6 protein-coding genes are annotated in these 6,042 nt (G+C 48.7%); 5 read left to right on the top strand and 1 reads right to left on the bottom strand.

The window, feature by feature from the left end; all coding sequences use genetic code 11:
• Positions 1 to 391: 391 nt before the first annotated feature.
• From KNP71_RS15535 to KNP71_RS15515, 5 genes are all read left to right on the top strand, one after another.
• Positions 392 to 1,006 (top strand): CadD family cadmium resistance transporter, encoded by a 615-nt coding sequence (locus KNP71_RS15535; RefSeq protein ID WP_029595498.1) that lies wholly within the window; start codon positions 392 to 394, stop codon positions 1,004 to 1,006.
• 95 nt (positions 1,007 to 1,101) lie between these two features.
• Positions 1,102 to 1,467 carry an ArsR/SmtB family transcription factor gene (locus KNP71_RS15530; protein ID WP_029595499.1) on the top strand — a complete coding sequence of 122 codons (366 nt, stop codon included), beginning with the start codon at positions 1,102 to 1,104 and terminating at the stop codon, positions 1,465 to 1,467.
• Positions 1,460 to 3,874, top strand: a complete 2,415-nt coding sequence (locus tag KNP71_RS15525; RefSeq protein WP_214827469.1) for a heavy metal translocating P-type ATPase — start codon at positions 1,460 to 1,462, stop codon at positions 3,872 to 3,874. Before KNP71_RS15530 ends, KNP71_RS15525 begins: the two co-directional genes overlap by 8 nt.
• Before the next feature lie 156 nt (positions 3,875 to 4,030).
• Positions 4,031 to 4,966, top strand: coding sequence for an IS30 family transposase (locus tag KNP71_RS15520; RefSeq protein ID WP_214831046.1), 936 nt, complete (start codon positions 4,031 to 4,033; stop codon positions 4,964 to 4,966).
• Positions 4,967 to 5,162: 196 nt separating this feature from the next.
• Positions 5,163 to 5,882 (top strand): peptidoglycan DD-metalloendopeptidase family protein, encoded by a 720-nt coding sequence (locus tag KNP71_RS15515; protein ID WP_029336161.1) that lies wholly within the window; start codon positions 5,163 to 5,165, stop codon positions 5,880 to 5,882.
• Between the two features lie 63 nt (positions 5,883 to 5,945).
• Here the strand turns inward: KNP71_RS15515 and KNP71_RS16085 are convergent, their stop codons facing one another.
• Positions 5,946 to 6,038: an IS3 family transposase gene (locus KNP71_RS16085; RefSeq protein WP_353048060.1), complete on the bottom strand. Its 93-nt coding sequence runs from the start codon at positions 6,036 to 6,038 to the stop codon at positions 5,946 to 5,948.
• Positions 6,039 to 6,042: the final 4 nt, after the last annotated feature.

Raw genomic sequence — 6,042 nt, 5'->3', positions numbered from 1 at the left:
CGAAAACTCCAATCGTGGTTTGTCTAGGCAACAATTACGATACCGGGGTTTTCGCTTTTTTTCTATGTTCAATTCAAAATCTGATGGATGTTATGCGTCAACCACGCCTTATGGTGATGAGCCTCTTCTATACCATTTTTAGCTCTTCTAAAGATAGAATGCTTAACAAGACATGCAGGCATTGGCCATACTAAATTTCAATTTGCCTTGCCACTTGTCGCTCCCTGTTCATTCTAACAAGCATGCCCAAACATTAAAACAATCATTTGAATATATAATTGACAATCTAGCGAAATCTTTGTACACTTGCATTAATCAAACGTTTGTTTGAATGTATAACTATCAGAGGGTATCACTTCACACTAGGATATCCGTAAAGGAGATGAGGGTGCTGTTAACCACGATTTTTACCGCGGTTGCCGCTTATGTGGCGACCAGCATTGATTACGTCATTATTTTGCTGATCCTGTTTTCACAAACGATGAAAAAAGGCCAGTTAAAATCCATTGTCATCGGACAATACCTAGGAACAGCCATCTTGGTGGGCGTCAGCCTGTTGGCTGCGTACAGCCTGACGCTTGTGCCGTCCCACTGGGTGGGCTTGCTAGGGCTCATTCCGATTTACCTGGGCATCCGGGTCTGGAAGCGAGAAGAAGACGAGGACGACGAAGAGAATCTCCTGTCCCGTTTGTCTTCCGGAAACCCCAATCGCTTGTTTGTCACCATTACAGTCATTACCCTGGCGGCTGGCGGCGACAACATTGGCGTCTACATACCCTACTTTTCAACCTTGAATCCAAGTGAAACTGTGGTGATGCTGGTTGTCTTTGCCATCCTGGTCGCCGTCTTGTGTTACCTCAGTTACCGGTTGGCAGCCGTTAAAACGATTTCTGAAACGATAGAAAATTGGGAACGGTGGATTGTGCCGATTGTCTTCATCGGGCTCGGCATCTTGATTATGGCGGAGAATGGGACTTTCCGATTCCTTTGGGGATTGGTGAGTTGAAGTGATTCTTTGCACTCTTTGTTTTATATAGAAGAAAATCACTTACTTGAAAAAACGAATGAGTAAACAGAAGTGAGAAAAAGGAGTGAATGAAAATGGCAAAAGAGATTTGTGATGTGGTCTGTGTAGATGAAGAAAAGGTGGAACGAGTCCAGCAGCAACTGTCTGAACAAAATCCATTGGAAGTGGCGAAGATCTTCAAGGCGTTGTCGGACGATACGCGTATCAAGATCGCCTACGCCTTATCGCTGGAGGACAAACTGTGTGTGTGTGACGTTGCGAATATCATCGGTTCATCTACCGCAACCGCCTCCTACCACCTGCGACTACTGAATAATATGGGGTTGGCGAAATACAGCAAGGAAGGCAAGTTGGTCTACTACTCACTGGATGACGCGCATGTGAAACACTTGGTGCAAGTGGCCTTCATCCATCAGAAGGAGGTTGTTTCCGTTGGTTGAAAAAACGAAGGAAACAGAAGACAAAACGGTCTACCGGGTTGAGGGCTTTTCGTGTGCGAATTGCGCCGGGAAATTCGAGAAGAACGTCAAACAGATTCCCGGTGTCCAGGATGCCAAAGTGAACTTTGGGGCTTCGAAAATTGCGGTCTACGGCGAGGCGACGGTCGAGGAACTGGAAAAAGCCGGCGCTTTCGAGAATTTGAAGGTCGCACCGGAAAAACCGAAACGCCAGGCGGCTCCTGAAGTGACCGTCGAAGACAAAAATGTCTTCCGGGTCGAAGGCTTTACATGCGCGAACTGCGCCGGGAAGTTTGAGAACAACGTCAAGCAGATCCCCGGTGTCCAAGATGCCAAAGTGAACTTCGGGGCTTCAAAAATTTCCGTTTACGGGGCAGCGACCATCGACGAATTGGAGAAAGCCGGTGCGTTTGAAAACTTGAAGGTGGCGCCTGAAATTACAGGACGTCCAGCTATCACGAATACCGGAACCGAAAAAGCGCCAGCTCGAACAGAGAAGAAAGTGCCGTTCTACCAAAAGCACAGCACCTTGCTCTACTCCACCCTCTTGATCGTGTTCGGCTACATTTCCCAGTTCGTCAATGGCGAAGACAACCTGATGACGTCGCTCCTGTTTGTGGCGGCGATTGTCATTGGTGGGTACTCGCTCTTCAAAGTCGGTTTCCAGAATTTAATACGCCTGGATTTCGACATGAAAACCCTCATGACCGTTGCCGTCATCGGGGCGGCTTTTATCGGCGAATGGGCGGAAGCGTCTATCGTGGTCATCCTCTTTGCGATCAGTGAAGCACTGGAACGCTATTCCATGGACCGGGCGAGACAATCCATCCGTTCGTTGATGGACATCGCTCCGAAAGAGGCACTGGTCCGGCGGAATGGCCAAGAACAGTTAATTTCGGTAGACGACATTGTGGTGGGCGACACCATGATTGTCAGACCGGGACAGAAGATTGCGATGGACGGCACGGTGACCAACGGGTATTCGGCGGTCAATCAGGCGGCCATCACCGGGGAATCCGTGCCGGTCGCCAAAACGGTGAACGATGACGTCTTCGCGGGCACGCTGAATGAAGAAGGCTTGCTCGAAGTCAAAGTCACGAAGTTGGTTGAAGACACAACCATTGCGAAAATCATCCACCTGGTTGAGGAAGCACAAGGCGAACGGGCTCCTTCGCAGGCGTTTGTCGATAAATTTGCCAAATATTATACACCGATTATCATGGTCGTTGCTGCGCTTGTAGCCATCGTTCCTCCCATTCTGTTTGATGCCAGCTGGGAAACCTGGGTCTACCAAGGATTGGCTGTGCTAGTCGTAGGATGCCCGTGTGCTTTGGTCATTTCGACTCCGATTTCGATTGTATCTGCTATCGGGAACGCAGCGAAAAAAGGCGTTTTGGTAAAAGGCGGCGTGTATTTGGAAGAAATGGGCGCGCTGAAAGCCATCGCGTTTGACAAGACCGGCACCTTGACCAAAGGGGTTCCGGTTGTCACGGACTTTGAAGTGCTGAACAAGGGAATCAGTGAAAAAGAGCTGCTTTCTATCGTCACAGCACTGGAGTACCGCTCACAGCATCCCCTTGCTTCGGCCATCATGAAAAAAGCGGATGCAGAAAATATTTCTTATTCTTCGGTCTTGGTCGAGGACTTCTCATCCATTACCGGCAAAGGGATTAAAGGGACTGTCGAAGGAATCACATACTACATCGGCAGCCCGATCCTTTTCAACGAGTTGGGCACCGCAAGTGCCGATAAGGACTTGGAACAAAACGTCACAGCTCTTCAAAATCAGGGCAAGACGGCAATGATCATCGGAACGGAACAAAGTATCCTGGCAGTCATTGCCGTGGCAGATGAAGTCCGTGAATCCAGCAAGGACGTCATTCAGAAGCTGCACCAAATGGGCATCAAGAAGACGATCATGCTGACGGGCGACAACAAAGGAACCGGTCAGGCCATCGGCCAGCAGATCGGTGTCACCGAAATCCAGGCCGAACTGATGCCGGAGGATAAATTGAATTTCATCAAACGTTTACGAGCTGAATACGGCAATGTCGCGATGATTGGAGACGGTGTGAACGATGCCCCGGCACTCGCTGCCTCTACTGTCGGAATTGCCATGGGCGGTGCCGGAACCGATACCGCTATGGAGACCGCTGATGTGGTCTTGATGGGCGATGATTTGAGCAAACTGCCGTTCACCGTGAAGTTGAGTCGGAAATCATTGAACATCATCAAAGCGAACATTGCATTTGCGATTGGCATCAAAGTGATCGCGTTGCTGCTGGTCATCCCGGGTTGGCTGACGCTATGGATCGCCATTATGTCCGATATGGGCGCTACCCTTCTAGTCGCGTTAAACAGTTTACGGCTGATGCGAGTGAAAGAATAAAAAGCAAAAGGGGTTTCCGATTATCTGGAAACCCCTTTTTTATGATGAATTATAAAATTAAGTGCAACATCTGAACGTGAACGCATAAAAAAGCCCACAGCGATGGCCTCGTTTAGAATGAAGTTACGACACAAACATTCAGACGGAGGAATCGCTATGAGCTACACCCATCTTACCACAACGGAGCGCGTGAAAATAGAGACCTATCTGGAGCTCGGGATGTCCATCCGGTCCATCGCGAGACGGACCGGGCGACAGCCCTCGACCGTCTCGCGGGAGATCAGACGGAACCCCGGCTACGAGTCAGGACGTGCGCAGGAACGCTACGAGAAGGCGAAAACCCGTTGCGGCGTCAAGACGAAGCTCGACGACACGATGCGCCGGACGATCGTCGAGAAGCTGCGTGCGACCTGGTCACCAGAACAGATCGTCGGCCGCCTCTACGCAGGAAAAATTGCCTTCTCCACCATCTACCGCTGGATCTATGCGGGACGGATCGACGTGCCCGTGACCGTGCTCCGCCAGAAGGGGAAACGTCAAAAGCCGACCGAGACGCGCGGTCGCATCAACGTCGGTCTCCCCATCTCGAAACGACCTCCAGAGGTCAGGGGTCGCCGGACATTCGGGCATTGGGAGCTCGACACCGTCGTCTCCGGACGTGGGAAATCGAAGGCGTGCGTCGCGACGTTCATCGAGCGGAAGAGCCGGTTCTATCTCGCCCTGCCAATCGCGGACCGCACCGCGGCCTCGATGGAGGGGGCGATCCATGCGGTGCACGGTGCCTTCCCGGAAGGCACGTTCGTGACGGCGACGACGGACCGGGGCAAGGAGTTCAGCGGTCACGAGCGCATCCAGGCGTCGCTCGGCGTGCCGATGTATTTCGCCGACCCGTACTCATCGTGGCAACGGGGAAGCAACGAGAACGCCAACGGGCTCCTCCGCGAGTTCTTCCCGAAAGGAACGGACTTCGCGCAGGTCGGTGACGGTGAACTCGCGGATGCGCTGGCCAAGATCAACGGGCGACCGAGAAAGTGCCTGGACTGGAAAACCGCACACGAGGCCTTCACCGAGGAAGTGTTGCGCTTAATTTGACAAACCGTCTTATAAAAAAGAAATGTGTTTAATTTTTATCATAAAATCCGTTTGTGAAAAAACTATGCATTTTTTGATTAAATCTCTTGTCAATTTTTGAAATGAATTTGATATACTTTTTTGTAATATAGTGATGCTATACTCCTTTTAACAAATCGTTCGTCACTGTATCTTTATCTTTAAAGGAGTACAACTAATGAAAAACAAGGTAATACTTATCGCTTCTAGTGTCTTACTCACAACAACTTTTTCGATGCATAGTCCAAAAGTCGAAGCAAGTAGTGCATATAACGTAAAAGTGAAGACAGACGATCTTCGTGTTCGGACTGGTCCTTCTCTCAATCACAAAATTGTCGGCATCACTAACACTGGGCAGACCTTTTCTTATTTAGGAAAAAAAGGAGCTTGGACAAAAGTCCTTTACAAAGGAAACACACGGTATATCTATAGTTCTTACCTAAAAAAATATAAGAGCCACGTTGCCAAAAAAACATCATATAATAACTCTCTTTTTGCTTCTCCTACAGAAGGTCGGCTGACCCAAGGATACGGAAACTCTAATGGTGCTTACGGTTATACATTCCATAATGGCGTTGATCTAGCTGCAGCAAAAGGCACACCCGTCTACGCTTCTGCCAGTGGAAAAGTCATTACATCTAAAAACAGCGGTGCATACGGTAAACACGTTATGATTTCACATAGTCTACAGAATCAAAAATACGTAACCGTTTATGCTCATATGAACAGCCTTTCGGTAAAAAATGGTCAGACAGTCTCTAAAGGTATGAAGATTGGAACAGTTGGGAATACAGGAAACTCGTTCGGAAATCATTTGCACTTTGAGATTCATAAAAACAGTTATAAATACAGCAGTTATTCTGCAGCGAATAGTGTCAACCCAATGAACTATTTGTAACCTAAAAAAAAAGAAAAGATTAGACTGACCTAGCTATATGAGACACTAATAAAAATACCTTGATTAGGCTACCGCCACACCATATTTTATCGGTGTGAGGTAGCCTAATTTTTCTTGGATACGTTCTTCGTTGTAGTAAGTTAAGTAATTATTCACCCGC

The sequence above is a fragment of the Exiguobacterium sp. s56 genome (assembly GCF_018618255.1).
GTDB lineage: Bacteria > Bacillota > Bacilli > Exiguobacteriales > Exiguobacteriaceae > Exiguobacterium > Exiguobacterium chiriqhucha.
Note: the sequence above shows the minus strand (reverse complement) of the source record. Positions and strands in the feature narration are given on the sequence as shown.

What these genes read in the sequence shown, in the direction of transcription:
- KNP71_RS15530 (WP_029595499.1), top strand. Translation starts at nt 1,102, where the DNA reads ATGGCAAAAGAGATTTGTGATGTGGTCTGTGTAGATGAAGAAAAGGTG.
- KNP71_RS15520 (WP_214831046.1), top strand. Translation starts at nt 4,031, where the DNA reads ATGAGCTACACCCATCTTACCACAACGGAGCGCGTGAAAATAGAGACC.
- KNP71_RS15515 (WP_029336161.1), top strand. Translation starts at nt 5,163, where the DNA reads ATGAAAAACAAGGTAATACTTATCGCTTCTAGTGTCTTACTCACAACA.